This is a genomic window from Bradyrhizobium sp. 956_D2_N1_4 (assembly GCF_052076025.1).
GTDB classification, from domain to species: Bacteria; Pseudomonadota; Alphaproteobacteria; order Rhizobiales; family Xanthobacteraceae; genus Bradyrhizobium; species Bradyrhizobium barranii.
Genome location: NZ_CP197237.1, coordinates 7,133,914 through 7,159,629 on the forward strand (window position 1 = coordinate 7,133,914; position 25,716 = coordinate 7,159,629).

Consider the following 25,716-nt stretch of genomic DNA (forward strand, 5'->3'; position numbering starts at 1 on the left):
GTTCATCGCGCACGCCAATCGCGTGGGCGGCAGCCGAAGCGCTGCTTGAAGCGCCGCGCGAAGTGGGAGAGATCGGAGAAGCCCCAGTCGAAGGCGATTGAGCCAATTGCCTGGTCCACTTTCGCAGGATCGCTCAGGTCCCGTGCCGCGCCGTCTAATCTGCGATCCATCACGTAGCCCGAGAATGTGGTGCCCGCGCGCTCGAACAGCTTGTGCACGTAGCGCTCGCTGATACCGACGGAGCCGGCGACCGCCGCGACCGTCAGTCCCGGCTCGCGCAGCCGCTCGTGAATGGCGCGGCGCAGCGCCAGCACGGTCGCGTCTGCAAAGCTTGCGGCTTCCGCCGTCTGCGCCCGCGAGCGGCGCGACAGGCTGAGCGCAACGAGATCGAGCAGCACGTCGAACAGCCGAATGCTGTCCTCTTCCGCCATCCGCAATGCGCCGGCGTTGAGGGAGCGCGCGGTCTCGACGATGAGGTGACCGACATGGGGATCGTCGGAGACGCGCTCGGCCCTGAAATCGAACGACGGCGGCAGCCGGTCGCGCAGGGCGCGCGACGGCACCCAGAACGAAGCGACCTCCAGCATCGGACCGCGATCGTGCAGCAGCGTCACCACGCGGTCGCTGTCGACGATGCCGACCTGGCCGCGCGACAGGCTGACCTCGCTGTCGCCCTGGAGCATGCGGCAGCGCCCGGCGAGCTTGAAGTTGAGATAGAAGCAGCTCTCGGTCGACGCCGCGATATCGGCGCGCGAGCGATGCACGGTATGCTCGGGAAAGACCACGCGATTGATGGCGCCGGTGCCGATCTTGATAGCCTCGACCTTGGCCGGGAAGCGCGACGTCGTCGCCGATTCCGGCGTCAGGTTCATGAATGCCTGGCAGATCGCCTCGCGGTAATAGGAAAACTGCTCGTCCGGCCGGGTCACTGCGGTGTTCCAGACGACGTGCCGCGGCCGGCTTGTGACCTGCTCCATCAGTTCGCTCCGAGACCAATCCGGTTCAGCGCCAGCCAAGCGGAAAATGGCCGGCCGGTTCACACTTCGCACAACAAGAATTGTCCGCCGCGCCTCGCGAGCGCCGCAAAGGACCCACGTCATGCCGATCTAACCACACCCTCGGGAGCAGCTACAACATGTCGACCTACGTTCTCGTCCATGGCGCCTGGCACACCGGTGCCGAGTTCGAACCCGTCGCGGCCCCGATCCGCGCCGCCGGCCACAAGGTCTATACGCCGACAATCAAGGGCAATCGCCCCGGCGATGCCAAGACGACCGGGCTGAAGGACGCGATCCAGTCGATCGCCGACTATCTCGCCGAAAACAATCTGAAGGACATCGTCCTGCTCGGCCATTCCTATGGCGGCATGATCATCACCGGCGTCGCCGACCTCGCGCCCGAGCGCATTCGCCGCCTGGTGTATTGGAATGCCTTCGTGCCCAACAACGGCGAATGCCTCAACGATATGGTGCCGCCGCACTTTATCGGGCTGTTCGAAGCGATCGCGGCCGAACGCGGCGACAGCTCCGTGGTGTTGCCCTTCCCGATCTGGCGCGAAGCCTTCATCAACGATGCTGATCTCGAGACCGCGCAGCGCGCCTATGACGTGCTCAACCCGCATCCGTTCGCGACTTTCACCGACAAGATCGCGCTCAAGACCAATCCGGCGGAGATGCCGCTGGCAAAGTCCTATATCAACTGCACCGAGGACGTCGCGATGCCGCACAGCCATCCCTGGCATCCGCGGCTCTCGGAGAAGCTCGGCCTGTTCCGTCTGGTGCAGGTGCCGGGAAGCCACGAGCTGTGCTTCTCCGATCCGGCGCGGCTGGCCAAGGCGATCATGGAGGCGGGGCGCGACTGACCCGCGTCCGTCAAGAGCGCGACGACTTTCGACGATTGCTCCTACCGCCGGCTTCGGCGGCACAGCCCTTGCTTGTCCGCTGACGAATCCAGATCGGTAGAAGCAACCCCTGCTTGTCACGTGTGGCTCCCCGCCATACGCTGCCCGTGTTCGGCAACCGCCATCTGGTTTCGTTTTGCGTCAAGTCAGGAGAAGCGAATGGTTCACGTCTCGCGACGGAAACTGCTTCAGCTTGCGGCTGTCGCGCCATCGGCACTTCCTCTGGGCTGGACGTCGGTTGTATCTGCCGCGACCGGAAAGAAGACCCTGAGCGCGGTGATGCAATCGGACCTTCGCGTCACCGACCCTGGCTTCACGACAGCCATCATCACCCGCGACCATGGCTACATGGTCTACGATACGCTGCTCGGCATCGATTCCAGCTTCAAGGTGCAGCCGCAGATGGCCGACTGGACGGTGTCCGCGGACAAGCTGACCTACACTTTCACCTTGCGCGACGGCCTGAAGTGGCATGACGGCGCACCGGTGACGGCGGAGGATTGCGTGGCCTCGCTGAAGCGCTGGGGTACGAGCGTCGACGGCATGGCGCGCAAGCTGATGGACTTCACGGCCGGTATCGAAGCCGCGGACGCCAAAACAATCGTCTTCAAGCTGAAGGAGCCCTATGGCCTGGTGCTGGAGACGATCGCCAAGCCATCGTCGGTCTGCGCCTTCATGATGCCCAAGCGGCTTGCGGAGACCCCGATCACCAAGCAGATTCCCGAGCAGATCGGCTCCGGCCCGTTCAAATTCGTCGCGGCCGAATTCCAGCCCGGCGTAAAGGCCGTCTACGAAAAGAACACCGACTATGTGCCGCGCAAGGAGCCGGCCGAATGGACCTCGGGCGGCAAGTTGGCCAAGGTCGACCGGGTCGAGTGGATCACGATGCCGGACGCGCAGACCGCGCTCAACGCGCTGCAGTCAGGCGATGTCGATTTCGTCGAGACGCCGCCGTTCGACATGCTGCCCGCGCTCGAGTCCAATCCGGACATCAACGTATCCATCCTGAACAAGTTCGGCTTCCAGTCGTTCGGCCGGATGAATTTTCTGCATCCGCCATTCGACAATGTGAAGATCCGCCGCGCCGCGATGCTGGCGATCAACCAGAAGGACAGCTCGACGCGCAGATCGGCAATCCCAAATATTACAAGCTGTGCGGCGCGTTCTTCATCTGCGACACGCCGCTCGCCAGCGACGCCGGCGGCGAGACCCTGATCAAGGGCAACGGCATGGCGGACGCCAGGAAGGCGTTGGCCGAGGCCGGTTATGACGGCACGCCCGTGGTGATCCTGGCGCCGACCGATCAGATCCTGCTGAAGGCGCAGCCGGTCGTGGTCGCACAACTGTTGCGCGACGCCGGCTTCAAGGTCGATCTGCAGGCGATGGACTGGCAGACCGTGGTCACCCGCCGGGCAATCCAGAAGCCGCCGAAGGAAGGTGGCTGGAACATGTTCTTTACCTACCAGGGCGCTGCCGACTCCTTGAACCCGCTGGTCAACGTCCCGATGGTCGGCAAGGGCACGAGTGGCGGCTGGTACGGCTGGTCCGAGGACTCCAAGCTCGAGGAGTTGCGCGATTCCTTTGCCCGCGCGACCTCGCCCGAGGAGCGCAAGAAGATCGCGCTTGAGGTGCAGAAGGAAGCCTACGACCAGGTGATCTACGTCCCGCTCGGTCAGTTCCAGGCGCCGAGCGCCTGGCGCAAATCGCTCACCGGCGTGATCGACGGCCCGGCGACGCCGATGTTCTGGAATGTGGACAAGAACGAGTAGCTCCCTCTCCCCGTTCTCACGGGAAGAGGCAAAGCCCTAATTCGGATGCCACCAGCGGCCGCCGATCACGACGCCTTCGGAGACGATCTTGCGATCCCCGATCAGGTGCTCGCCGACGACGTCCTCATAGTCGAACTGGCCCTGCCTGACCGTAACAAGCGTGGCGTCGCCGACGCAGCCGGGCTTGAGGCTGCCGAGCTCGGGACGCCGCAGCGCCATCGCCGCGTTCACCGTCGAGGCGGCGACGACGTCCGACAGCTCCATGCCCATGCACAGGAATTTCGACATGGTCGTGACCTGGTCGAACGCCGGGCCGTCGATGCAGAGCTGATGGATGTCGGAAGAGATGGTGTCGGGATAGAAGCCGTTGGCGAGCATCGCGCGCGCGGTCTTGAAGGCGAACGAGCCCTTGCCGTGGCCGATATCGAACAGCACGCCGCGCTCGCGCGCGTCCAGCACCGCCCTCTTCACTGTGCCTTGCGCGGTCGCCGGCGTGTTGGGGAAGGGGCGGAACGCATGGGTCAGCACGTCGCCCGGACGCAGGCGGCCCAGCACCTCCTCGTAGCTCGGCGGCGGATGGTCGATATGCGCCATCAGCGGCATGCCGACCTCGTTCGCGACCTCGAGCGCGATGTCGAGCGGCACGATCCCCGACGTGCCCGAGGAGTGCAGCCCCACGCGCACCTTGATGCCGACGATGAGGTCGCGGTTGGCATCGGCCACCTTGGCCGCCTCGATCGGGTTCATCAGCCGCAACTCCTCGCTCTCCCCGACCATGATCCGGTGCGAGAAGCCGAAGATGCCGGCATGCGAGACATGCAGATAGGCGAGGATGCGAACCTGGCTCGGCTCGATCACGTGCTTGCGGAAACCCGCGAAATTGCCGGGACCGGCGCTGCCGGTATCGACCGCCGTGGTGACGCCGGAGAGGCGGCAGAATTCCTCGGCGTCGATGCCGAGCGAGGTGCCGCCCCAATAGACATGGGTGTGCAGATCGATCAGCCCCGGCGTCACGATATAGCGCGAGACGTCGCGCACATCGGTGCCCGGATCCGCCTTGAGCCCGGTCCCGACGGCGGCGACCTTGCCGCCGGCAAAGGCGATGTCCGTCACGGCATCGAGCTTCTGGGACGGGTCGACCACACGGCCGCCGCGCAGGATCAAATCGAAAGGCATTGTTGTCTCCGGATGGGGTAGCGAGGCGTGGCCGGCACGTCGGCAAGGCCAGGAAGGAAGCCTTTCGCTTCTAGCAAATTTTGCGCCGACGAGCGTGGCAAACAGCGACGGTTGCCCATGACAAAATGGCGATCCCGGGAAGACTCGAACTTTCAACCCATGTTTTACGAAACCGCTCTCAGGTCAACAATATCAGCGGCCTGTTCGCTCGGATTCCGGCTTCACGTGCGAAGCTGAAACATCCGCGGCCTATTGAAAAGACGGCGAGCGCGCATCCGGCAAACATGGAGGCGTCGGCAGGTCTCGGGCCAATGAGTGTCCGGCAAAGGTTGAGACGTGGCCGATATCATGTAGCTGGAGAAAAAAGATGGAACGACTGAAATTGCTTGGCGTGATCGCTCTTTGCGCAACCTTGGCGCCGGGAGCGGCTGCCTCTGCGCGCGGCGGCGGACATGGGGGCGGTGGACATGGGGGCGGTGGCGGACATTTCGGAGGCGGCGGCGGATTTCACGGTGGTGGGCACTTCGGAGGCGGCGGAGGCTTCAACGGCGGAGTTGGTCATTTCCGGGCCGCCGGCGGCTTCCATGCGCCGGGCGGTCTCCATCAGGCCGGACGTCCCATCGCGGCCGGCGCCGGCTTCCATGGCGGTCAATTCCATCATGCCGGATTCCGGCATCGCTACCGCCACGCATTTGCTTACGGCGGGGGTCTTGGCCTTGGCGGCGCCTTAGCGCTGGGCGCCTATTCGGGCTGGCCTTACTATGGCGGCTACGACGACGGCTACTACGGCGATTACGACGACTCCGCTGATGGCTCGTCCTATTGCGAACAAAAATATCGGTCGTACGACCCGGCTTCGGGAACGTATCTCGGCTACGATGGCAAGCGACACCCCTGCCCATAGCTCGATGTGGTGATGTCTTCGAGCCGTGCTCGCCGGCACTTCGGGAATCCCTGAGATCGCTGACGACGCACGGCCCGAATTGCCGGCGCGTTGCTGTTGCCAGTCTCCCCAGAGCAATATGGTTGTGACGAATGTCTTTAGGAGGCTGCTGATCAATCAGCTCATGATGCGTGGCGTTACGAAACCACCACGCACCGCCCCTGGCGGCATCAAGCTAAGTCATCGAAAAGCTGGCGATCCCGGCATGACTCGAACATGCGACCTACGGTTTAGGAAACCGCCGCTCTATCCGGCTGAGCTACGGGACCGCGGAACCCGCTGGTACGGGTTCGATCCCGTCATAGCAGAGCAAAATGCGGTTCGCCAGCCGTCAGGCGGGCCAGACCATCGTCAACCTGAACGGGGCGGCTATACAATCGCTTCCAGGCCCCTCTCGGCAGAGCAGCTCACATGATCGAAAGCATCAGCGCCATCACGCTCGGCACGCATGACATGGGGCGCGCCGTGCACTTCTACCGTTCGCTGGGGTTCGAGCTCCTGTATGGCGGCGAAGCCGCCGCATTCACCAGCTTTCGCGCCCGCACCGGCTATCTCAACCTGACGGCGCAGCCGGACGACAAGCGCTGGTCCTGGTGGGGCCGCATAATCTTCTACGTCGCCGATGTCGACGGGACCTACGAGCGCGCACGCGCCGCCGGATGGCAGCCGTCGACCACGCCGCGCGATGCAGAATGGGGTGAGCGCTACTTCCATCTCACCGACCCCGACGGCCATGAGCTCAGTTTCGCGCGACCGTTGTCCTGACCGCATAAGTCACATCCGCTGACGTTCGCAACGCGCAAGTAGCGCTGTCTCAGCCGCCGTGGCAAGCTCGGCGCGGTTGCCTCAAGCGAGAATTGTATCTGGGTTCTAACCAGGGAGGACGACCATGGTAACCTATGTCGTGCTGGCGAACTTCACTGATCAGGGAGTCCGCAACGTCAAGGACTCGCCGAAGCGGGCCGACGCCTTCAAGGAGATGGCCAAAACGTTCGGCGTGACCGTGAAAGAGATCGTCTGGACGCAGGGACGATATGACGTTGTAACCGTTCTCGAGGCTCCAGATGAGGCTGCCGCGATGTCGCTCAGCCTTAGTCTCAGCGCACTCGGCAATGTCCGCACCGAAACGCTGCGCGCGTTTTCGGCGGCAGATATGACAAAGATCGTCGGCAAGATGCTCTGACGCTCAAGCCCGCGCGAGCGCACCGGACCCGGGATGGCAATCCCGGGAATGGGCCTCTCATGCCCTGATATTGTTCTCGCGCACCACCTTGCCCCAATAGGCGACCTGCTTGTCGAAGAAGCTCTTGAAGGCGGCGCCGTCCTGGAGCAGCAGCGTCATCTGCTGGGTCTCCTTGAGCTGGGCGGCGGTCGCGGGCTCGCTCAGGATCTCCCTGGACGCCGTCGCCATGGCCGCGACGATATCCGGCGGCGTGCCCGCGGGCGCGAAAACGCCCCACCACGCCAGCGTCTCAAAGTCTGGAAAGCCGGCCTCGATCGCGGTCGGCGTATCCGGTAAGCCCGGCAGCCGCTCGCGGCCGAGTTGCAGGATCGGCCGCAGCATGTTGGTGCCGAGTTGGGCCGAGACCAGCGCCGCCGATCCCGCGATCAGATCGACATGGCCGCCGAGCACGTCGTTCATCGCCGGGCCGCCGCCGCGATAGGGCACGTGCATGATCTCGACGCCGGCCTTGGTGCCGAGCACCGTCATGGCGAGATGGCCGAGCGTGCCGATGCCGACGGAGGCATATTTCACCGCGCCGGGCGTCGCCTTGCAGGCGGCGACCACGTCGGCAAAGCTCTTGTAGGGACGGCCGGCGCCGGCGGCGATCACGTAGGGCGCGGTGCCCACCAGCAGCACCGGCATCAGCTCGCGCTCGACATCGACCGGCGGCTTGTCGAGGATGGACGGGATCACCGCGTGGGAATCGAAGGTGACCAGGAACGTCGAGCCGTCCGGCGGGCTCTTGGCAACCTGCGCCGCGCCGAGCGCGCCGGCGGCACCCGACTTGTTCTCGACCACGACGATGCGGTTGAGTTTTGTCTGTAGATTGGCCTGCAACAGCCGCGCCATCGCGTCGGTCGATCCGCCCGGCGGAAACGGCACCACCAGCGTAATCTTGCCGGCCTGCGCCACCGCTGGCGCGATTGCGAGAATAGCGGGCGCTGCCAGCAGCGTGCGTCGTGTGATCGTCATAGTCCCCTCCCCTTTGGTTTTGCGCCTGGCTTTTGCTCTTTGGCGCCTAGGTCGTGCCGAAGCCCGACCCCGCTTTTTTGTATTCTGGCCGTGGTGGACTGAAAATGTCCAGCACGCGGGCCCCATCGGGGCCGGCGCGCATCGTGTGCGGCACATTGCCGGGCGTGCGCCAGAAATCGCCCTTCTTCACCGGAATTTCCTCATCGCCCTGGACGCGGATGGCGGAGCCGTCGAGCAGCACGCCCCATTGCTCCTCGGGATGATGATGCAGCGTGCCTTGCGCATGCGGGGCCAGCGTCACCACCGACAGCATCGCCTGCTCGCCGGAGAAGATGCGCGTGGTCACCCCCGCCGCGAGCTCGCGGAAGAGGCCGTCGCTGGGATCGTCAATGTTGTGAAATTCGTCCTTCTGGCTCACGCCGCCCTCCCCTTCATTCCGATCTCATCAGGATTTGCCATAGGAGCCCTGGTAGCGGCCCTCGCGGATCGCTTTCATGGTCTCCTCCTCGCGCGCGACCTGGGCGCGGACGGCTTCCAGTAGCGCCGCGGCGCCGGCGGCGGGGAACGACACCACGCCGTCCTCATCGCCGACCACGATGTCGCCGGGCGAGATCACGCTGCCGCCGATCGTCACGGGCACGTTGATTTCGCCGGGGCCGTTCTTGTAGGGGCCGCGATGGATCACCGCGCGGGCGTAGCAGGGAAAGTCGTCAGCCGCGAAGGCGGCGACATCGCGGATCGCGCCGTCGATGACATAGCCCTCGGCTTTGCGCCACTGCGCGATGTTCTTCATGATCTCGCCGACCAGCGCGCGGGTCTCGTCGCCGCCGCCGTCGACCACGATGACGTCGCCGGGACCGACCAGTTCAAGTGCGCGGTGGATGGCGAGATTGTCGCCGGGGCGGGTGCGCACGGTGAAGGCCGTCCCTACCAGCTTGCCACCGCGATGATAGGGTTTTAGCCCGACCGCGCCCGGCAGCCGGGCGAGATTGTCTGAAATGACCGAGGTTGGCGCACCGCGGAAGCCCTCAATGATCTCGGCCGGCGGCTTCGGCACGCTGTTCGCTGCGATGGTGATCGTCATGTCTCAATCCTTCTGTATTCTTCTTATTCGGCGTGCGCCCGCGCCTTCGCCGGCCGAATCCGGAAGGCGCGCCCTTCCTTCATCCACGCCGCGCGCTCGTCGCGCAACAGGGTACGGCGAACTTTTCCGGAATCATCGCGCGGTTGCGCGCTGACGATCTCGAAACTCTCGGGGTGCTTGTAGCGGCTGAGCCGGTCATTCAAGAAGTCCGCCATGCCGTCGGCGATGGTCTGACCATCCGCGCCAGATTCGGGCTCGACGATGGCATGCACGCGCTGGCCCAATTCGGGATCGGGCAATCCCACGACGACGCAGGAGCGCACGCCAGGGCTCTCAGAGACCGCAGCCTCGACCTCCGCTGGATAGATGTTGGCGCCGCCGCGCAGCACCATGTCGGCGAGACGGTCGCCGAGATAGAGATAGCCTTCGGCGTCCAGCCGGCCGATGTCGCCGAGCGACTCCCAGCCGTCCGCGCGGCGCTTCGGCTCGGCGCCGAGATAATGATAGGTGGCATCCCTGCCGTCATTGTTGAGGAAATAGATCTCGCCGGTCTCGCCGGGCGCGACGTCGTTGCCGTCCTTGCCGACGATGCGCAAGCGCGCCATCTCCCCGATCCTGCCGACCGAGCCCTTGTGCGTCAGCCATTCCGTGCCTGATATGATGCAGGAGCCCTGGCGCTCGGTGCCGCCATAGAGCTCCCAGACGCGCTCAGGGCCGAGCCAGGCGATCCAGTTCTCCTTCAGCCAGGGCGGCATCGGAGCCGCCATGTGGAAGACGGTCTGAAGGCTCGACATGTCGTAAGAGTTCCGCACGTTCTCCGGCAGCGCCCAGATTCGGTGCATCATGGTCGGCACGAAATTGACCCATTGCACGCGCTCGCGCGCGATCTGCCGCAGCGTCTCCTCGGCGTCGAACTTGACGAGGCCGGTAAGCTGGCCGCCGGTGAACAGCGCGTAGTGCGACACGATGAACGGCGCATTGTGGTAGAGCGGACCGGGATTGAGCAGCGAAACCCCGAATGGAATGTTGAGCGGCGGCGCGGCGACCGTGTCGGTCACGGCCGGCTGATGATCGAGGATCACTTTCGGCCGGCCGGTCGAGCCGCCGCTGGTCATGGCTTTCCAGTAGCGAGCCACCGGCGGATCGAGCGGCTCGTCCGAAAAACCGTCCGGCACGAAATCCGCCGGCAGGCGGTTCGGCGCGTTCCAGTCGGCCTCGCCGCCGACCACTAGCGCCGGCTTCAGGATGTCGAGCACCGCAGCGGCTTCGCCGCGCGGCAGCCGCCACGACAGCGACGTCGGCGTCGCTCCGCACTTCCATACCGCAAACGAGGTCTCAAAGAATGCGTTGCCGTTAGGCAAGCCGATTGCGACAAAGTCGCCGGGCTTGACGCCCTTGGCCATGAACGCCCGTGCGCGCCGATTGGCGCCGCGTTCGAGCTCGTCCCATGTCAGCGTATCCTGCCCGTGACGGACGGCGATCGTGCCTTGCGGTTTGCGTTGAGCGTACCAGCGAGGCACGTCGGACAGGGGCAGCAGCATCAGGTGTTTCCACTTCGTCTTCTTGGCGTCGTCTCAGGATGAGGCGTCGCGAGACGAAGTGTAACAGCCGGAGCCAAGCCTTCAAGATGTCGATGTCAGCGCTCTGCCCCGCAGCCCGGAATATCGAACAGCGCTGCGAGGCCGCATTTCGAGGTCAGCATCTTGTCGCCGTCATGGCCGACCCCGGCGACGTCCCAGACCCGGTGATTGGGCGTGCCGCGGTCGCGCTTGGCCATCGCATCCGCATAAGCGTGGCCGCGGGCGTAGCGCGTGGGACCTTGCGCCTCGGCCATGCAGCTCTTGTCCAGCGCGGGATGCTTCGGATTGGTGTCGAGCGTGCCGAGCAGATAGATCACCTCGCGCTCGACATAGCGCTGCTCCAGCGCTATCGGCGTTGCGTTCGCAAGATAGGGCGGACGCCCGTCCATGCCGTATTTCCAATTGTTGTAGCCCGGGCAGGGTGCGGCGATCGCCGGCACGGGCCGCGTGTTGCTGAAATAAGCGTAGGAGGAGGGATTGGCGACGACGTAGCGGACATCGATATGCTGGCGCGACAGCGCCGCCTCGCCCTTGCCGGCAATGGCATAGCGTTGCGCGACCTGGCCACCGCCGGAATGGCCGGCGACGACGACCTGCTTCAGATTCGGGAAGATGCGCCGGTCCGAGAGTTTTACGAGGATCGCATCGAGCGCATCGAAGGATGAGACCGGATTCGGCGCCAGCGCGGCGTCGCCGCCCTCCCATCCCTCCAGCGACCAGCGCAGCGTATCCGCGGGCAGCTTGTGCGCGTCGATATCGATCTCCGCCAGAAACTGCGGGACGATCATCAGCGCGCTCTTGCCGTCGTCGCCCGCCGCAACCTGCGCAGTATGGGCCGACATGTAATATTCGTCGGCATTGCGCAGGCGTCCGTGCAGCACGATGATGGCGCGCGAGATCGCCGGCAGCGGCAGCGACCAGTCGCTGGAGAGATAGAGCGGCAGCATTCCCTGGCCGCCGACCGAGAGCCGAGCGTCGGCAATCGCCCTCACCGGCTTGCGGTTGGGCGCCTCTTCGTCCGCTGCGAACGCATGGCTGGAAATGAGCGCCAATGTGATTGCGGCGAGACGGGCCAACGCTCTCATGACGGATATTCCCCTTCGAATTCAAACCAATAAAGTCTAAGCCGATCATGTGCCGCGCGGCTGTGACTCCCGCGCCACGTCAAGCAAAAAATGTCAGCATTGCAGTCATGAAATTCCCGAGTTCCACGGGTGACAAGCCGGCGATAAAGGGGCAAAAATCGGACCCGACTCAGTTCGGGTTGAGTTTTGCAAGGAATGCTCTCGTAGAATGTCGGACGTAGTTGCATCGCGTCGTGCGGCGCTTGTCGTTGCCGCAGCAGGATTTTTTCTGCTGACGCCGGTGCATGCCCACGCCCAATGGTGGAAGCGCGCGCCCGTCGATTTCGAGGAATGCGCCGACGCCGCCGAGAAGGCCGCGAACAAGACCGAGAAGACGGCTGCGCTTGCCGATTGCAACGCCAAGTTCGCCGGCCGCCGCAAGCCAGGCGGCGGCTATTCCTACTACGATTTCCTCCAGGACCGTACCTTCGACATCGCAGGTCCCAATCCGACGCCCGAGGAGCAGAAGAAGATCGACGAATCCTACACCTCCTACCTCGCCAATCAGCGCCGCAGCAATGAAGCCGCTCAAGCCGCCGCGCGTCAGCAGCGCGAGCAGCAGGAACAAGCGCGGCAGCAGCAGGTCGCACTGCGAACCGAGGTCGAGCGCGTGTCCGTCCCGGTCGCGCGCGTGCCTGTCCCGGTCGAGCGGCCGAAGGTGCAGCAGTCCGTGAGCCCGCGACCGAAGGGCGCGCCCTGCACCAAGGGCTCGTTCTCCTGCGAATGGCCGCGGCTATCGGAAAGCTTGAGCGATCTGAAGAAGCTGTTCACCCCGGCGCCAAGCAAGCCGGCGAAGAAGGGGTAAGCTCCTCGCGCAGCAAACTCCGCTGTCGTCCCGGACAAGCGGAGCGCTGATCCGGGACGACAGCGGGAGTGTGGCGTCAGTTCGGCTGCTTCTTCTTGCTGCGCTTCGGTTTGACCACCGGCGCACGGGTGGGCTCTGTTGTCGTCGGCGAATTGCCCAACTGCGACCTGCTCTCCTGCAACCGCCTGTCATAGCCGGGCGAGTTCACGACCGTTGGCGGCCTTGCGTAGGCGAGCGTCGACGCGGCGCAGAGCGCGGCCAGCGCGAGCCCAATCATCAGACAACGCGTCATCGTTGCTCCTCCCGCCGCCCGGCTCGCACTCAGGCCGCCCCGCGGATCTGCTGCGGCGTCAGCCGCGGCGGACCATTGCCTGCCGCCTCAGCCTGCTTGATCAGCGCAACAATGCGGCGCATCAGCGGCACGTCGACGTTGTTCTGCTCGGCGAGTGCGATGACTGCGCCCTGGAGATAGTCGATCTCGGTCTTGCGGCCCTGCTTCAGGTCCTGCCACATCGAGGAGCGCGCCTCGGGGTCGATCTTCATCGTGCGCCCCAGGATCGCATTGAAGATCACATCGGGCAGCCTCAGCAGGGTCGGCGCCCACCTCAGCGGGATCGGCGTCGCCGAGGCCGGCGCGATGCCGGCGGCCTTCATCGCAGTCACGCCTTCGGCCATCTGGTCGGCGAACAGTTTTCGCCAGTCGCGGTTCGCCAGTTGCGCGGCGAGCGGCATGTCGGACAGCGCGCTGAGCGCATTGTTCAAATTGATGATCAGCTTGCCCCATTGCACGCCGGTGATGTCACGGCTTGCGCGCACGGTGAGGCCGGGCACCGACAGCGCTGCGGCCGTATTCGCCTCATCCTCGCCGACATGGATGTCGCCGGACGTCGAGCGGTGAAAGCGCCCCTCGCCCATCGCGATCACGTTGAACGGCACCATGCCGGCGAGCACGCGCCGGCCGCCGAGGCGCTCGCGCAGAACCGCGACATTGCCGACGCCGTTTTGCAGGGAGACGATGACGGCGTCCTGCGGCGCGTGCCGGGCAATCTGGTCCGCGACATCTGCGGTGTCGGCGCTCTTCACCGTGACCAGCACGATGCCGGCGCTGTGGAAGATCGCGGGATCGTCCGACAACGCGAGCTGGCCCGCACCGAGCTTCTGCTCGGAGCCGTCGAAATCGGTCAGCCGCAGGCCGAACCGCTCGATCTCGGTTTTGACCCGCGGCCGCACCAGCAGCGCGACGCGGCGCCCTCCGGCCGCCAGCTGGCCTCCGACGAAACAGCCGATGGCGCCCGCGCCGGCCACCACGATCGGTCGATCCGCAACCACCTGACCTTGCTCCCTTGAATGACCCGCCCTCGATAGCAGAGGCAATGCCGGCTGCCCATTGGTTGCGGTGCATTCGCCTTGTAACCGTCATGAGAGCCTCATATGTTTTTGCCCCGGGGGCTGTCACCGGCGAGAACTCGCCGACGAGAACGCCAAAGGAGAGCACCATGGGTCTACTCGACGTCCTCAACGGCATGCAGAACGGCCCCCGCGGCCCGAGCACGCCCAGCTCTGAGCAATCCTCCGGCGGCATGTCGCCAATGACCATGGCGCTGCTCGGCCTGATCGCCTGGAAGGCCTTCAAGCATCTGACGGCAGGCCAGCCCGACGCGGCGCCGGCGCCGCAGCAGCGCTCGCCGCTGCCGCCTCCGACGCCTGTCAATACGGGCAGCAGCGCTGTTCCCGGCGGCCCCGGTGGTAGCGGCGGCCTCAGCGATCTGCTCAAGGGTGGCCTCGGCGGCCTGCTCGCGGGCGGCGCGGCCGGCAGCGTGCTCAGCGGCGGCCTCGGCGATCTCCTCAACCAGCTCCAGCAGGGTGGCCACGGCGAGACCGCGAGCACCTGGGTCGGCAAGGGCGAGAACAAGGCGATCGCGCCCGGCGATCTCGCCAGTGCCCTCGGCGCCGACCAGATCCAAAGCCTGTCCGCCCAGAGCGGCCTGTCGCGCGACGAGCTGCTCTCCGGCCTCAGCCAGTATCTGCCACAGGTGATCGACCACCTGACGCCGGATGGACGGCTGCCGACCGAGAACGAACTCTCGGGCAGACTTTAATCGAACCTTGATCTACGCGTTCTCGGGAAGGGGAGCACTGACATGAGCATGGGCGGCCTGTTGTGGATCATCGTCGTCGGCTTCATCGCCGGCCTCATCGCGCGCTGGCTGGCGCCGGGACCGAACAACCCGAGCGGCTTTATCCTCACCACCATCCTGGGCATTGCGGGTGCGTTTCTTGCGACCTTCATCGGACAGGCGATCGGGCACTATAGCCCCGACCAGGGCGCCGGCTTCATCATGGCCACGATCGGCGCGGTGGTGGTGCTGTTCATCTGGCACCGGCTGGTCGCGAGCGGCGTGATCAAAGGATAGTGGTGCGGGACGTCGGGCACGACGCCGCCCTCGCACTCCGTCATTGCGAGGAGCCCTTGCGACGAAGCAATCCAGACTGTCCGCGCGGACGCTCTCTGGATTGCTTCGCTTCGCTCGCAATGACGAATTAAGTTATCAAATGCATCCCCGCATCCATCCGCACGACCTCGCCGGTCATGTTGCTCGACGCCGGCGTTGCCAGGAAGCAGACGAGCTGCGCGATGTCATTGGCGGATGAAGCGACCTTCAGCGGCACCTTCGCCACCACGCTGTCGCGCACCTGCTTGGCGCCGGCCTCGCCGCGGCCCTTGGTGAACCAGGGCGTGTCGATATAGCCGGGACACACCGTGTTGACGCGGATCAGCGGCGCCAGCGCGCGCGACAGCGACAACGTCATCGTGTTGAGCGCGCCCTTGCTCGCGGCATAAGCGATCGACGAGCCGACGCCGCTGATGCCGGCAACCGAGGACACGTTGACCACGGCGGACGGCCGCTCCGAAGCCTTCGCGCCGGCCTCGAGCAGGCTGCGCGCCGCGCGCACCATCTGGAACGGGCCGATCGTGTTGACGCCGTACAAGCGCTGGAAATCTTCAGCCGACAATCCATCGAGATCGGCATGCGCAACATGCTTGGTGATGCCGGCATTGTTGACGAGCACGTCGAGCCGGCCCCAGCCGCTGGCTGCCGCAACGATCTTGCGGCAATCGTCATCTTTTGAAACGTCGCCCTTCACGACCAGGACTTCCGCCGCCCCCGCCTTGCGGCAGAGTTCGGCCGTGGCCTCGGCTTCCTTCTGGCTCGAAGAATAGTTGATGACGAGCCGCGCGCCGCTCCGCGCGAGAATTTCCGCAGTCGCAGCACCAAGTCCGGATGCGGACCCCGTCACGATTGCGCACAAGCCGTCTTTTGCCATCCGGATTTCCTTCCCCTTGATTGAATGCAAGCCTTAAGCAGCTGGCCCTGTTTAGCGAGTTTGCCGCGCCCTGCAAATCGAGCAAACTCCGCTAAGCGGAATTAGTCCATAGCAGCTCTTGCGCCCATGCCGGAGCCGCAGATGGGCCTGCGGTCAACGCTTGTCAGGGCCATGGCTTTTTCGGATCATCGGGCGCAAGAAGAGACCGCGCGCCGCGCCGATCGGACGGAACGCGCCAATGGCAAAACACGGGGAACGCTGTGGCGGAGAGTGACAATATCGTCGTCGAGACCGCGGAGAAAATCTTCGCCGATCTCGCCGATCCGCAGACCATCAACAACGACAAGAAGGGTTCGTGGCAGGCGCCGCTGTGGCAGGCGCTGAGCGAAGCCGGCTTGCCCTTGTCCTGGGTGCCTGACGATCTCGGCGGCTCCGGCGCCAGCCTTGCCGACGGTTTTGCGCTGCTGAACGCCGCCGGCCGCTTCGCAGTCGCGGTTCCCCTGGCCGAGACCATGCTGGCGGGCTGGTTGCTCGCGCAGGCGAAAATCGCCTCACCGGAAGGTGAGATGACGGTGCTGCCGGCCTCGCCGAAGGACCGCATCACGCTCGATGCCGACGGCGCGCTCTCCGGCCGCGCCCGCGGCGTGCCCTTTGCCAAGGCGGCGAAGCACTTTGCGGTGCTGGCGCACGGCAAGGATGGGATCTCGATTGCCTTGGTCGATGCGAGCAAGGGCCGGATCGAATCCGGACTCAATGTCGGCTACGACCACAGCGATACCGTGACGCTCGACAAGGTCCAGCCCGTCACCGTCAAGCCCGCGAAGGGCTTTGACCAGACCACGCTCATGCTGATGGGCGGCGTCGCGCGCAGCCTTCAAATCGCGGGCGCGCTGGAAGCGATGCTCGACATCTCCGTGCGCTATTCCAACGAGCGCGTCGCGTTCGAGAAGAAGATCTCGAAGTTTCAGGCCGTGCAGCACAACCTCGCCCGCCTCGCCGGCGAATCCGCCGCCGCGCTTGCGGCCGCAACGTCCGCGGCCGACGCCATCGCGAACGCAAAGTCATTCGACGACGCGGTCTACCTCGAAGCCGCCTCGGCCAAGATCCGCTGCGCGGAAGCCGCGGAGAAAGGCGGCGCCATCGCGCATCAGGTGCACGGCGCCATCGGCTTCACCAGCGAGCACATCCTGCACCGCTTTTCGCTGCGGGCGCTGGCCTGGCGCGACGATTTCGGCTCGGAGAGCCATTGGGCCGTCGAGCTCGGCAAGCTGGTGGCAAACCGCGGCGCCGACGAATTGTGGCCGCTCGTGGCTTCGCGCTGATCAGGGGACGAGATAACAATGACCGCTGCCCTCCGTTTCGATCCGATCCGCCTGCCCGAGAAGTGCGAGCAATTGCGCAAGGAAGTGCGCGCCTTTCTCGCCGAGGAAATCGCGGCCGGCACCTTCGATCCGCACAAGCCCAACCGCGAGGACACCGACGCGCCGGAATTTTCTCGCCGGGTCGGCGCCAGGGGCTGGCTGGGCATGACTTGGCCGAAGAAATATGGCGGCCAGGAGCGCTCCTTCCTCGAACGCTACGTGGTGACCGAGGAAATGCGCGTCGCCAACGCGCCGACGCGGCGTTTCTTCGTCGCCGACCGCCAGAGCGGGCCGGTGCTGATCAAATACGCTCCCGAGCATATCAAGATGGATATCCTGCCGCGCATCTGCCGCGGCGAGATCTGCTTTGCCATCGGCATGAGCGAGCCGAACTCCGGCTCCGACCTGTTCGCCGCCAAGACGCGCGCGACCAAGACCGACGGCGGCTACCTCATCAACGGCACCAAGATCTGGACCTCGTCGGCGCACATCGCCGACTACATGATCGCGATCTTCCGGACCTCGCAGCCGACCAAGGAAAACCGCCGTCACGGCCTGACGCAGTTTCTGGTCAAGATGAAGCAGCCGGGCATCCAGGTGAACCCGATCGGCCAGATCACCGGCCAGTACGAGTTCAACGAGGTCGTCTTCACCGACTTCTTCGTGCCCGATGATCACGTGCTCGGCGAAGTCGACGGCGCCTGGAAGCAGGCGACGAGCGAGCTCGCCTATGAGCGTTCGGGCCCCGAGCGTTTTCTGGAGACCTATTACGTGCTGACCGAGCTGGTGCGCGCGGTCGGCCCCAACCCGGACACGCGCAGCGCCGAAGGCATCGGCCGGCTCGTGGCGCAGCTCCACACCATGCGGCGCATGTCGGTCTCGGTTGCGGGCATGCTGCAGGCCGGCAAGGAGCCGGTGGTGGAGGCCTCCATCGTCAAGGACATCGGCACGGTCTGGGAGCAACAGCTTCCGCACCGCGTGCGCGATCTCGCCGCCTTCGTCGAGGAGACCGCGACCAACCGCGAGACGCTGGAGCGGCAACTCGACTTCGCCATCAAGACCGCACCGAAACTCACCATCCAGGGCGGCACCACCGAGGTGCTGCGCGGCATCATCGCGCGCGGACTGGGTTTGCGCTAGTCGCGCGGACTTGGTTTGCGCTAATTCAATCGAGGATCGTCATGAGCACCTATAAAGATATCGGCGTCGAAAAAGTTGGCCACGTCGGCACCATCGAGATCCGCCGCCCGCCGCTGAACTTCTTCGACATCTCGCTGATCAACCAGATCGCGGATGCGCTCGACGAGTTCGATCGCGACATCGAGATCCGCGCATCCGTGCTGTCGGCACAAGGCAAGGCATTCTGCGCCGGCGCCAATTTTGGCGATCCGGCGCGGCAGGCGCAGGAAGCGCGCGAGGCCGAGAAGAAGGGCGACCCGGCTGACAACCTCGGCCCGATCAACCATCTCTACATCCAGGCCGTGCGTATCTTCCGCGCCAAGAAGCCGATCGTCGCGGCCGTGCAGGGTGCGGCCATCGGCGGCGGGCTCGGTCTCGCAGTGTCGGCCGACTTCCGCGTCACCTGCCCGGAAGCGCGCTTCTCCGCCAACTTCACGAAGCTCGGTTTCCATCCCGGCTTCGGCCTGACCGTGACGCTGCCCGAGCTGATCGGCAAGAACAACGCCGAGCTGATGTTCTACACCAGCCGCCGCGTCACCGGCGAAGAGGCGGTGAAGTGGGGCCTCGCCAACGAGCTGGTGCCGCAGGATCAGGTGAAGGCGGGCGCGATGAAGCTCGCCGCCGAGATCGCCGAATGCTCCCCGCTCGGCCTCCTGTCCACCCGCGCCACGATGCGCGCCAACCTCGCCGACCGCGTGATGGCCGCGACCAACCACGAACTTGGCGAGCAGACACGGCTGCGTGCGACGGAAGACTTCAAGGAGGGCGTGAAGGCCACCGAAGAGCGCCGCGCGGCCAATTTTAAGGGAAGGTGACGGCGGCGGCGTCTCGCCGTATCACACCAGCGTCGCCATAATCTCCCTGTCGTCCCTGCGAAAGCAGGGACCCATAACCACAGGAACGGGTTTGGCGGAGACGCGGAGTTATCATCCCGCATCAAACCACTCCCTGTGGTTATGGGTCCCGGATCTGCGCTTCGCTTGTCCGGGACGACGGCGGTATGTGTGGCAACCGCTCACGCCGCAAGCCGGAACGTCACCCCGCCGAGCAGAAACTCGTTCCCCGCAACCGCGAGTCCCTTCGCCTTCGCGGCATGCAGCACGCTTGCGGCATCCGCCACCTGAAACTCCAGCGCGCTCATGATCTCGCTGGCGCCCTTCACGAAATGGAAGGTGGCATTGGGCAGTTTCAATTCGGCGCCGCCACTCGGTACGACCCCGATGATCTTCCCCCAATGTTCCGCGAGCCCCTGAGGATCCGGGCTCTGCATCTCCACGCCCGTCAGCGCCTGCGTCACATCCTTGCGGATGAACTTTTGCCAGTCCGGCCCCGCGGGCGGATACGGCCCCAGAATATCGTCGCTGCCTTTGGTATGGTTGAACTCGATGAAGGCGGCGCGGCAGTCGCGGGGGTGGAGCTGGACGCCGTGATAGGGCGCGTGGTCGATCACGTTGGCGGTGCGCACGCCCATCGCATTGGCGTTGCGGCCGCGTTCGTCCGGATCGTTGCAGCAGAAGATCGCCATATAGCCGCCGCGGCCTCCGGTCTTCTCGATGAAGCGGCCGGCGGTGGTGCCGCCCTTGAACGGCGCGACCACTTCCAGCAGGATCGTGTCGACCGGGAGCAATGCGTTCTCCAGGCCGTATTTGGCGACATTGCCATCGCGGTAGCAGACGTCGAGGCCCATGATCCCGGCGATGTCGGAGACCACAGGCGCGAGCTGCGGCGCGACGAGGCAGATCTGCCGGAGCCGCATATAGGGCGCCATCGTCATGCGCCCTTGAACGTCGGCTTGCGTTTTTCGACAAAGGCCTTCGCGGCTTCCTTGTGATCCTCGGTGTCGCTGCAACGGGTGTGATGGATCGCCTCGCCGTCGAAGCAATCTTCCAGCGCCAGATGCTCGGCGTTGTTGATGTTGCGCTTGATGAAACCGAGCGCGATCGATGGCCCCTGCGCCAGCGACAGCGCGAGCTCGTGCGCGGCCGCGTCGATCTCGGCATCGGGAACGACTTTCGTCACCATCCCGATCGCATGCGCCTCCTTCGCCGTGAGCACCGGCGACATCAGATAGAGCTCGCGCGCCCGCGCGCTGCCGAGCAGCTGCGTCAAAAAATAGGTGCCACCGTAGTCGCCTGAGAAGCCGACCTTGGCGAAGGCGGTCGTGATCTTGCAGGATTCGCTGGCGATGCGCAGGTCGCAGGACAGCGCCATGGAAAGGCCGGCGCCGGCTGCCGCGCCGTCGAGCTGCGCCACCACGGGCTTCGGCATCTGGTGCAGGATGCGCGAGACCTCCATGCCGCGGCGCAGGTTCGCCATTTTCACTTCGAACGGCAGCGGCGCGCGGCCTGCCGCCATCGACTTGACGTCGCCGCCGACGCAGAACGAGCCGCCTGCGCCTTTGAACAGCACCGCACGCACCTCGGGATCGTCAGCCGCGCGCCGCGCGGCCTCGACCAGCCCTGCGACCATGTCGGGGTTGAGCGCGTTCTTCCGCTCCGGGCGATTCATCGTGATGGTGAGCAGCCCGCCTTCGAGCTTTTGCAGGACCATGTCATTCATGGGACGTCTCCCTTGTTGTTGTTTTGCTCGGGCCTCAGCCACACCCGTCATTGCGAGGAGCGAAGCGACGAAGCAATCCAGACCGTCTCTGCGGAAACATCTCTGGATTGCTTCGCTTCGCTCGCAATGACGATCTCTATTTCTTCACCAGAGGGCAGCGCGACTGCTCCAGCGACTGGAACGCCTCGTTGCCGGACACGGTGGCGAGCAGCTTGTAGTCGTCCCAGCGGCCCTTGGACTCCGACGGCTTCTTGACCTCAAACAGATACATGTCGTGGATCATGCGGCCGTCCTCGCGGATCTTGCCGTTCTTGGCGAAGAAGTCGTTGATCGGTGTCTCCTTCATCACCTTGATGACCGCGGCCGAGTCGGTCGTGCCCGCCGCCTTCACAGCCTTCAGGTAATGCGTGACGGACGAATAAACGCCGGCCTGCGCCGAGGTCGGCGGCCGCTTCATGCGTTCGGCGAATCGCTTCGAAAATGCGCGCGTGTCATCGTTGAGGTCCCAGTAGAAGGCTTCCGCCAGCAGCAGGCCCTGCGCGGTCTCCAGCCCGATCGAGTCGATGTCGGTGACAAAGGCGAGCAGCGGCGAGACCTTCTGGCCGCCCTTGGTGATGCCGAACTCGGCCGCCTGCTTGATGGCGTTGACGGTGTCGCCGCCGGCGTTGGCAAGGCCAATCACCTTGGCTTTGGACGCTTGAGCCTGGAGCAGGAAGGACGAGAAATCCGAGGTGTTGAGCGGATGGCGCACGGCGCCGAGCACCTTGCCGCCGGTCTTGGTCACGACGGCGCTGGTGTCCTTCTCCAGGTCCTGGCCGAAGGCGTAGTCGGCGGTGAGGAAGAACCAGCTGTCGAGGCCGGACTTCACGGCGGCAAGACCGGTCACGTTGGCCTGGCCGTAAGTGTCGAACACGTAGTGAATGGTGTAGGGACCGCAGGCCTCGTTGGTGAGACGAATCGAGCCCGGGCCGTTGAACATGATGATCTTGTTGCGCGCTTTCGCGATCTCGCCGGCGGCGAGCGCAGTGGCCGAGGCCGCGACGTCGTAGATCATCTCGACGCCCTGGTTGTCGAGCATATCGCGGGCGATGTTGGCGGACAGGTCAGCCTTGTTGAGATGGTCGGCCGCCAGCACCTGGATCTTGCGTCCCAGCACCTCGCCGCCAAAATCTTCGACGGCCATCTTGGCCGCGGTCTCGCTGCCGGGACCGGTGATGTCGGCATAGAGGCTCGACATGTCGAGGATGCCACCGATCTTCAGCGGCGGCTTGTCCTGGGCCTGCGCGGCGGCGCTCGCACTCAGCGCAAACGCTGCGGCAAAAATGCCCGACAAAATATGCTTCATCGAAAAAGACCTCCCTTATCGCGCCGTACTCTGATGGCGGCTTGGTTATTGCTCTTGGTTATTGCTGTTGCCGCAATCATGCCGCATGCGCAAGTGCGCAGCAAGCGCGAGGGCGTTGCGGGCGCATGATTGCCGCACATGTTTTCCGCAAAGCGGAATGGCATGTTGCGGCGAAATGTTTCCACCGTCATTGCTGTGCAAGTTCATTAATTCGCTGATCGAGTGTGAGGCAATGGCGACGCGTCACGCGAACTGCCGTAGGGTGGGCAAAGGCGCGCTCTTCGCGCCGTGCCCACGAGCCCGCGCGACAAATCAAAGACGTGGGCACGTTTCGCTTTGCCCACCCTACGATAGCCTTCGCGGTTCGCCACGTTTGCGTTAGAACTAGAGCACAACGCAACCTTTCCGGGCACCGTGACGCGACTGCTTCATCTCATCGTCGCACTTCCTCTCGTCGCCGGTCACACCGCGTTCGCCGCACCGTGCCAGTTCGAGTCCCAAGGCGACGGCCGCGTCGCCGCAATCGTCGATGCGCGTGGCGTGCGTCTCGACGACGGCCGCGAGGTGCGCCTCGCCGGGATCGAGCCGACCGCAACGACGAAGCAGGCGCTGACGTCGCTGCTCACCGGACGCGACGTCACGCTGCGCGGCACCGACGACACGCCCGACCGCTACGGCCGTCAGGGCGCACTCATCTTCATCGGCGAAAGCGAGGCCCCCATCCAGGCCGTGCTGCTCGCCCAGGGCGACGCCCTCGTCTCCGCCGAGATCGCGGACAAGGACTGCGCGGCGGCCCTGATGGCGGCGGAGACCGAGGCACGGCGCCAAAAAAAGGGCAACTGGGCTGACCCGTCGGCCATAAAAAACGCGGAAAGTCCGGACGATATTTTGGCGGGGATCGGGCGCTTTATGGTGGTCGAGGGCAAAGTCCTGTCGGTCCGGCAAGCTGGGGCAACGACCTACCTCAACTTCGGACGGAACTGGACACGCGGCTTTGCCGTGACTATTTCAAAGCGTACGCAACCCGCGCTCGAAAACGCCGGGATTACTCTTAAGTCCCTGGAAAATAGACGGATTCGCGTCCGGGGCTGGGTCGAGGGGAATTCAGGGCCGCGCATCGATGTGCGCCTTGCGGGGCAGGTCGAGTTGCTGGGTGCAAACGAGCCGACAGGGGTAAGGCCCTAAAGAGGGCCAGGCACGGGTTAAGCGACGTGGATGGGGTGCTAGAACGGCACGTATTGAGTGAACGCCGCCGCCTGCGGGCTGCGCCGGCGGCGCTGTGCCTCGTGCTGGGCTCAGCCCTTGCCGGTTGCGGCGACATGAACCGGTTCCAGACCGCGGCGGCCCCGCCGACCGTGGCGATGCCCAAGCCGAAACCGGCCGTCGCGCAGACCCCCGCCACCGAAAAAGAGCACGAGCGCATCCTGGCGAGCTACGGCGGCACCTATGACGACCCCAGGCTCGAATCGCTCGTCAGCAAGACCGTCGACCGGCTCGTCGCGGCGTCCGATCGCCCCGACCAGGGCTACAAGGTCACCATCCTCAATTCTGGCGCGGTGAACGCGTTCGCGCTGCCGAACGGCCAGCTCTATGTCACCCGCGGCCTGCTCGCGCTCGCCAGCGACACCTCGGAATTGTCCTCCGTGCTCAGCCACGAGATGGCGCATGTGCTGTCCAAGCACGCCGCGATGCGCGAGGACCAGGCGCGCCAGGCCGCGATCGTCACCCGCGTCGTCACCGACATGAGCAACGATCCCGATCTCACCGCGCTTGCGCTGGCCAAGACCAAGCTCACCATGGCGAGCTTTTCGCGCAACCAGGAGTTCGAGGCCGACGGCATCGGCGTCGGCCTTTCCGCCAAGGCACATTTCGATCCCTATGGTGCCGCCCGCTTCCTCTCTGCGATGGAGCGCAATGCCGAGCTCAAGGTCGGCAAGACCTCGCTCGATCCGCGCGCGCAGGATTTCACCTCGTCGCATCCGGCCACCCCCGAGCGCGTGCAGAATGCGCAGACCATCGCACGGCAATATGCAGCGCCCGAGGGCGCCGAGCGCGACCGCGAGACCTACCTCGCCGCGATCGACAACCTCGTCTATGGCGAAGATCCCAGCGAAGGTTTTGTGCGCGGCCGGCGTTTCCTGCACCCGAAACTCGGCTTCACCTTCCAGGCGCCGGACAATTTCACGCTCGACAACACCGCGCAGGCGGTGATCGGCGTGCGCGACGGCGGCTCGCAGGCGATGCGCTTCGATGTCGTGAGGGTGCCGGCCGAGCAATCGCTCGGCGATTACCTGAATTCCGGCTGGATGGAGGGCGTCGAGAAGGCCTCCACCGAAGACATCACCATCAACGGTTTTCCGGCTGCGTCCGCCACCGCCAAGGGCGATCAGTGGCAGTTCAAGGTCTATGCGTTGCGCTTCGGCAGCGACGTCTATCGCTTCATCTTCGCGGCACGGCAGAAATCGACCGAGAGCGAGCGCAACGCGCGCGAGACCGTCAATTCATTCCGCCGCCTGACGCTCGACGAGATCCAGGCCGCGCGCCCCCTGCGCATCAAGGTCATCACCGTGCAGCCCGGCGACACCGTGGAATCGCTCTCCCACCGCATGGCCGGCGTCGATCATCCCGCCGAACGCTTCCGCGTGCTGAACGGGCTCGATCGCAACGCGCAGGTGAAGGTGCGGGATCGCGTGAAGGTCGTGGCGGATTGACGCGCGCTAAGCGCGCGTCATCCCGGGGCGCGCTTAGCGCGAACCCGGGATCTCGGGCGACAAAGACAGTGCCATAGGGTGGGCAAAGGCGCGTAGCGCCGTGCCCACGATCCGTCAATGATAGCGACAGATGGTGGGCACGCTTCGCTTTGCCCACCCTACGAGACCTGCTCTGCCGAGCTACCGCGCCTTTTCCTTCAGAAACGCGATGATGTCAGCACGATCCCGCGCGTCCGGGACGTCGAAGAACATCTTGGTGTCCGGCACCATGGCCTGCGGTCCGGCCAGCCATTTGTCGAGATTGTCCTCGGTCCAGACGATCCCTGAGTTCTTCAGATCGGCCGAATAGTCATAGCCGGGCACGCTGCCCGCCTTGCGACCGACCACGCCCTTGTGCATCGGGCCGACTGCGTTCTCATTGATGGAGTGACAATCTGCGCAGCCCTTGTAGAGCGTTTGGCCGCGCGCGGCGTTGCCGGTGGCGTGGGCAAGCCCGGTCGAGAAAACGATCGCGACGATGGTGAGGACCAGGCTTACGGTAAGGACTAGGCTTGCAAAACTTTGCGGGTGGACGGGATTGGACCGGACGTTCATGGAATCTCCTGCTTGCGTCGCCGCAAACAGGATCGTCCGGCCTGAATTTTATTCCCGTCCGC

27 protein-coding genes, 1 tRNA gene and 1 pseudogene are annotated in these 25,716 nt (G+C 64.9%); 13 read left to right on the plus strand and 16 right to left on the minus strand.

Annotated features, from left to right (window positions below; genetic code table 11):
* Positions 1-2: 2 nt before the first annotated feature.
* Positions 3-977 carry a helix-turn-helix domain-containing protein gene (locus AB7535_RS33725; protein WP_354114185.1) on the minus strand — a complete coding sequence of 325 codons (975 nt, stop codon included), beginning with the start codon at positions 975-977 and terminating at the stop codon, positions 3-5.
* Positions 978-1,135: 158 nt separating this feature from the next.
* On the opposite strand from AB7535_RS33725, the gene AB7535_RS33730 reads away from it, so the two are divergent.
* Complete coding sequence (locus AB7535_RS33730; RefSeq protein ID WP_063980670.1) at positions 1,136-1,861, plus strand: alpha/beta fold hydrolase; 726 nt, start codon at positions 1,136-1,138, stop codon at positions 1,859-1,861.
* A 198-nt stretch (positions 1,862-2,059) separates the two neighbouring features.
* Positions 2,060-3,669 (plus strand): annotated as a pseudogene (locus AB7535_RS33735) (ABC transporter substrate-binding protein).
* A gap of 36 nt (positions 3,670-3,705) precedes the next feature.
* Here AB7535_RS33735 and AB7535_RS33740 read toward each other — a convergent pair.
* Positions 3,706-4,845, minus strand: coding sequence for an amidohydrolase/deacetylase family metallohydrolase (locus AB7535_RS33740; protein ID WP_354114183.1), 1,140 nt, complete (start codon positions 4,843-4,845; stop codon positions 3,706-3,708).
* A 346-nt stretch (positions 4,846-5,191) separates the two neighbouring features.
* A complete protein-coding gene (locus AB7535_RS33745; protein ID WP_354114247.1) occupies positions 5,192-5,506 on the minus strand; it encodes a hypothetical protein in 315 nt (104 codons plus the stop codon).
* A gap of 72 nt (positions 5,507-5,578) precedes the next feature.
* Here AB7535_RS33745 and AB7535_RS33750 point away from each other — a divergent pair, with 72 nt between their 5' ends.
* On the plus strand, positions 5,579-5,749 hold the full coding sequence (locus AB7535_RS33750; protein ID WP_231145450.1) for a BA14K family protein: 171 nt from the start codon (positions 5,579-5,581) through the stop codon (positions 5,747-5,749).
* Between the two features lie 231 nt (positions 5,750-5,980).
* Here AB7535_RS33750 and AB7535_RS33755 read toward each other — a convergent pair.
* Positions 5,981-6,057: transfer RNA gene (locus tag AB7535_RS33755), tRNA-Arg, on the minus strand.
* Positions 6,058-6,199: 142 nt separating this feature from the next.
* On the opposite strand from AB7535_RS33755, the gene AB7535_RS33760 reads away from it, so the two are divergent.
* Positions 6,200-6,553: a VOC family protein gene (locus tag AB7535_RS33760; protein WP_354114182.1), complete on the plus strand. Its 354-nt coding sequence runs from the start codon at positions 6,200-6,202 to the stop codon at positions 6,551-6,553.
* 124 nt (positions 6,554-6,677) lie between these two features.
* Positions 6,678-6,971: a GYD domain-containing protein gene (locus AB7535_RS33765; protein ID WP_135215901.1), complete on the plus strand. Its 294-nt coding sequence runs from the start codon at positions 6,678-6,680 to the stop codon at positions 6,969-6,971.
* Between the two features lie 57 nt (positions 6,972-7,028).
* Here the strand turns inward: AB7535_RS33765 and AB7535_RS33770 are convergent, their stop codons facing one another.
* The 5 genes from AB7535_RS33770 to AB7535_RS33790 form a co-directional block, all read right to left on the minus strand.
* The gene (locus AB7535_RS33770) at positions 7,029-7,985 is read right to left on the minus strand and encodes a tripartite tricarboxylate transporter substrate-binding protein (protein ID WP_063980664.1); all 957 of its coding nucleotides are present in this window, start codon (positions 7,983-7,985) and stop codon (positions 7,029-7,031) included.
* A 46-nt stretch (positions 7,986-8,031) separates the two neighbouring features.
* Complete coding sequence (locus tag AB7535_RS33775) at positions 8,032-8,403, minus strand: dimethylsulfonioproprionate lyase family protein (RefSeq protein ID WP_028159929.1); 372 nt, start codon at positions 8,401-8,403, stop codon at positions 8,032-8,034.
* Positions 8,404-8,430: 27 nt separating this feature from the next.
* Positions 8,431-9,069 carry an RraA family protein gene (locus tag AB7535_RS33780; protein ID WP_085399166.1) on the minus strand — a complete coding sequence of 213 codons (639 nt, stop codon included), beginning with the start codon at positions 9,067-9,069 and terminating at the stop codon, positions 8,431-8,433.
* A 23-nt stretch (positions 9,070-9,092) separates the two neighbouring features.
* Positions 9,093-10,610, minus strand: a complete 1,518-nt coding sequence (locus tag AB7535_RS33785; RefSeq protein WP_354114181.1) for an AMP-binding protein — start codon at positions 10,608-10,610, stop codon at positions 9,093-9,095.
* A gap of 95 nt (positions 10,611-10,705) precedes the next feature.
* Positions 10,706-11,734, minus strand: a complete 1,029-nt coding sequence (locus AB7535_RS33790; RefSeq protein WP_354114180.1) for an alpha/beta hydrolase — start codon at positions 11,732-11,734, stop codon at positions 10,706-10,708.
* Positions 11,735-11,942: 208 nt separating this feature from the next.
* On the opposite strand from AB7535_RS33790, the gene AB7535_RS33795 reads away from it, so the two are divergent.
* A complete protein-coding gene (locus tag AB7535_RS33795; RefSeq protein ID WP_071908441.1) occupies positions 11,943-12,578 on the plus strand; it encodes a hypothetical protein in 636 nt (211 codons plus the stop codon).
* A gap of 76 nt (positions 12,579-12,654) precedes the next feature.
* On the opposite strand, the gene AB7535_RS33800 is transcribed toward AB7535_RS33795, so the two are convergent.
* A complete protein-coding gene (locus AB7535_RS33800; protein WP_354114179.1) occupies positions 12,655-12,870 on the minus strand; it encodes a hypothetical protein in 216 nt (71 codons plus the stop codon).
* A 29-nt stretch (positions 12,871-12,899) separates the two neighbouring features.
* Entirely contained in the window at positions 12,900-13,907 is a 1,008-nt protein-coding gene (locus tag AB7535_RS33805; protein ID WP_439037477.1) for a 2-dehydropantoate 2-reductase, read from the minus strand.
* Positions 13,908-14,074: 167 nt separating this feature from the next.
* On the opposite strand from AB7535_RS33805, the gene AB7535_RS33810 reads away from it, so the two are divergent.
* Positions 14,075-14,677 carry a YidB family protein gene (locus AB7535_RS33810; protein WP_063980657.1) on the plus strand — a complete coding sequence of 201 codons (603 nt, stop codon included), beginning with the start codon at positions 14,075-14,077 and terminating at the stop codon, positions 14,675-14,677.
* Positions 14,678-14,719: 42 nt separating this feature from the next.
* The gene (locus AB7535_RS33815; RefSeq protein WP_080586664.1) at positions 14,720-14,992 is read left to right on the plus strand and encodes a GlsB/YeaQ/YmgE family stress response membrane protein; all 273 of its coding nucleotides are present in this window, start codon (positions 14,720-14,722) and stop codon (positions 14,990-14,992) included.
* 127 nt (positions 14,993-15,119) lie between these two features.
* Here AB7535_RS33815 and AB7535_RS33820 read toward each other — a convergent pair whose 3' ends face one another.
* The gene (locus AB7535_RS33820) at positions 15,120-15,905 is read right to left on the minus strand and encodes an SDR family NAD(P)-dependent oxidoreductase (RefSeq protein WP_354114177.1); all 786 of its coding nucleotides are present in this window, start codon (positions 15,903-15,905) and stop codon (positions 15,120-15,122) included.
* Positions 15,906-16,165: 260 nt separating this feature from the next.
* Here AB7535_RS33820 and AB7535_RS33825 point away from each other — a divergent pair, with 260 nt between their 5' ends.
* From AB7535_RS33825 to AB7535_RS33835, 3 genes are read left to right on the plus strand one after another with little or no spacing between them, the layout of a single operon-like run.
* Positions 16,166-17,227: an acyl-CoA dehydrogenase family protein gene (locus AB7535_RS33825; protein WP_354114176.1), complete on the plus strand. Its 1,062-nt coding sequence runs from the start codon at positions 16,166-16,168 to the stop codon at positions 17,225-17,227.
* Positions 17,228-17,245: 18 nt separating this feature from the next.
* Positions 17,246-18,406 (plus strand): acyl-CoA dehydrogenase family protein, encoded by a 1,161-nt coding sequence (locus AB7535_RS33830; RefSeq protein WP_354114175.1) that lies wholly within the window; start codon positions 17,246-17,248, stop codon positions 18,404-18,406.
* Positions 18,407-18,447: 41 nt separating this feature from the next.
* Entirely contained in the window at positions 18,448-19,260 is an 813-nt protein-coding gene (locus AB7535_RS33835) for an enoyl-CoA hydratase/isomerase family protein (protein WP_354114174.1), read from the plus strand.
* Between the two features lie 200 nt (positions 19,261-19,460).
* On the opposite strand, the gene AB7535_RS33840 is transcribed toward AB7535_RS33835, so the two are convergent.
* From AB7535_RS33840 to AB7535_RS33850, 3 genes are all read right to left on the minus strand, one after another.
* A complete protein-coding gene (locus AB7535_RS33840) occupies positions 19,461-20,213 on the minus strand; it encodes a hypothetical protein (protein ID WP_259259659.1) in 753 nt (250 codons plus the stop codon).
* 2 nt (positions 20,214-20,215) lie between these two features.
* Positions 20,216-21,004, minus strand: coding sequence for an enoyl-CoA hydratase (locus tag AB7535_RS33845; RefSeq protein ID WP_038943861.1), 789 nt, complete (start codon positions 21,002-21,004; stop codon positions 20,216-20,218).
* A gap of 136 nt (positions 21,005-21,140) precedes the next feature.
* Positions 21,141-22,349 carry an ABC transporter substrate-binding protein gene (locus tag AB7535_RS33850; RefSeq protein ID WP_247316421.1) on the minus strand — a complete coding sequence of 403 codons (1,209 nt, stop codon included), beginning with the start codon at positions 22,347-22,349 and terminating at the stop codon, positions 21,141-21,143.
* A 414-nt stretch (positions 22,350-22,763) separates the two neighbouring features.
* Here AB7535_RS33850 and AB7535_RS33855 point away from each other — a divergent pair, with 414 nt between their 5' ends.
* On the plus strand, positions 22,764-23,534 hold the full coding sequence (locus tag AB7535_RS33855) for a thermonuclease family protein (RefSeq protein WP_354114173.1): 771 nt from the start codon (positions 22,764-22,766) through the stop codon (positions 23,532-23,534).
* 134 nt (positions 23,535-23,668) lie between these two features.
* A complete protein-coding gene (locus tag AB7535_RS33860; protein ID WP_028151370.1) occupies positions 23,669-25,060 on the plus strand; it encodes a M48 family metalloprotease in 1,392 nt (463 codons plus the stop codon).
* Between the two features lie 180 nt (positions 25,061-25,240).
* Here the strand turns inward: AB7535_RS33860 and AB7535_RS33865 are convergent, their stop codons facing one another.
* Positions 25,241-25,654: a c-type cytochrome gene (locus AB7535_RS33865; RefSeq protein WP_208067911.1), complete on the minus strand. Its 414-nt coding sequence runs from the start codon at positions 25,652-25,654 to the stop codon at positions 25,241-25,243.
* Between the last annotated feature and the right edge of the window lie 62 nt (positions 25,655-25,716).